The organism is Pseudomonas paraglycinae (assembly GCF_021601625.1).
Classification (GTDB): Bacteria; Pseudomonadota; Gammaproteobacteria; order Pseudomonadales; family Pseudomonadaceae; genus Aquipseudomonas; species Aquipseudomonas paraglycinae.
Map to the genome: position 1 here is coordinate 1 of NZ_BQHR01000040.1, position 791 is coordinate 791.

At 62.8% G+C, this 791-nt stretch carries 1 protein-coding gene; it reads right to left on the reverse strand.

What is annotated here, in order from left to right; genetic code table 11:
- Window positions 1-791: type VI secretion system tip protein TssI/VgrG (gene tssI, locus L6D82_RS28440; protein WP_236192153.1), on the reverse strand; the 791-nt coding region annotated here is incomplete at both ends.

Below are 791 nucleotides of genomic sequence, written 5' to 3' on the forward strand. Positions count from 1 at the left end.
ACGCGCAGCCAGCAGCTGGTCTTGTCGTCGGCCTGGCCTTCGCGGTCCCAGTGGAATTGCACCTTGATGCGGCCGTATTGGTCGCAGTGGATTTCTTCGCCTTTGGGGCCGGTGACCATCGCGGTCTGGCTGCCGAGCACGCGGGGTTTCGGGTGTTCGAGGGCCGGACGGTAGAACACGTCCCACGGGGTGGCGAGGAAGCGGTTGCGGTAGCCCTGGTGGAAGTCGTCCTTGTTGTCGGTGGTGTCGCTGGTCACCGATTCTTCGAGGACTTGCGGCTGTTTGCCTTCGTGGAAAATTTCGGTGAGCAGCCACAGGTCGTTCCACTCGCTGCGCGGGTGGTCGGACATTTCCATGAAGTGGCCGCTGACCAGTCTGGTCTGGTCGCCGCGACCTTCGGCCTGACGGTAGTCGGCGCGGTGGCGTTCGAGGGCGCGCTGGCTGAGGAACTTGCCGCGGGCGCGGTCGATGAAGCGGCCGGGGTAGTCGTAGTCTTCCAGATCCGGTTCGGCGCTCTCGCCATCCGGCTTACTCTCTGGTTTAAAAGCCGCTTCCATTTGCAGGCGCGGTTTTTCGAAGTCGTAGTCGCGGCGGGTGGTGCGGCTGGTGCGGGTTTCCAGGCGCAGCTTGAAGCCTTTGATCACCGGTTCTTCGGCGACCATGCCGCTGCCCTGCACATACGCCGTCGGCTGGCCGAGATTCGGGAACACGGTCTGGTCATCGCCGAACACCAGCAGATGACCTTTCTGGCTGTGCTGGAAGTGGTAGTGAATGCCTTCTTCTTCGCACAG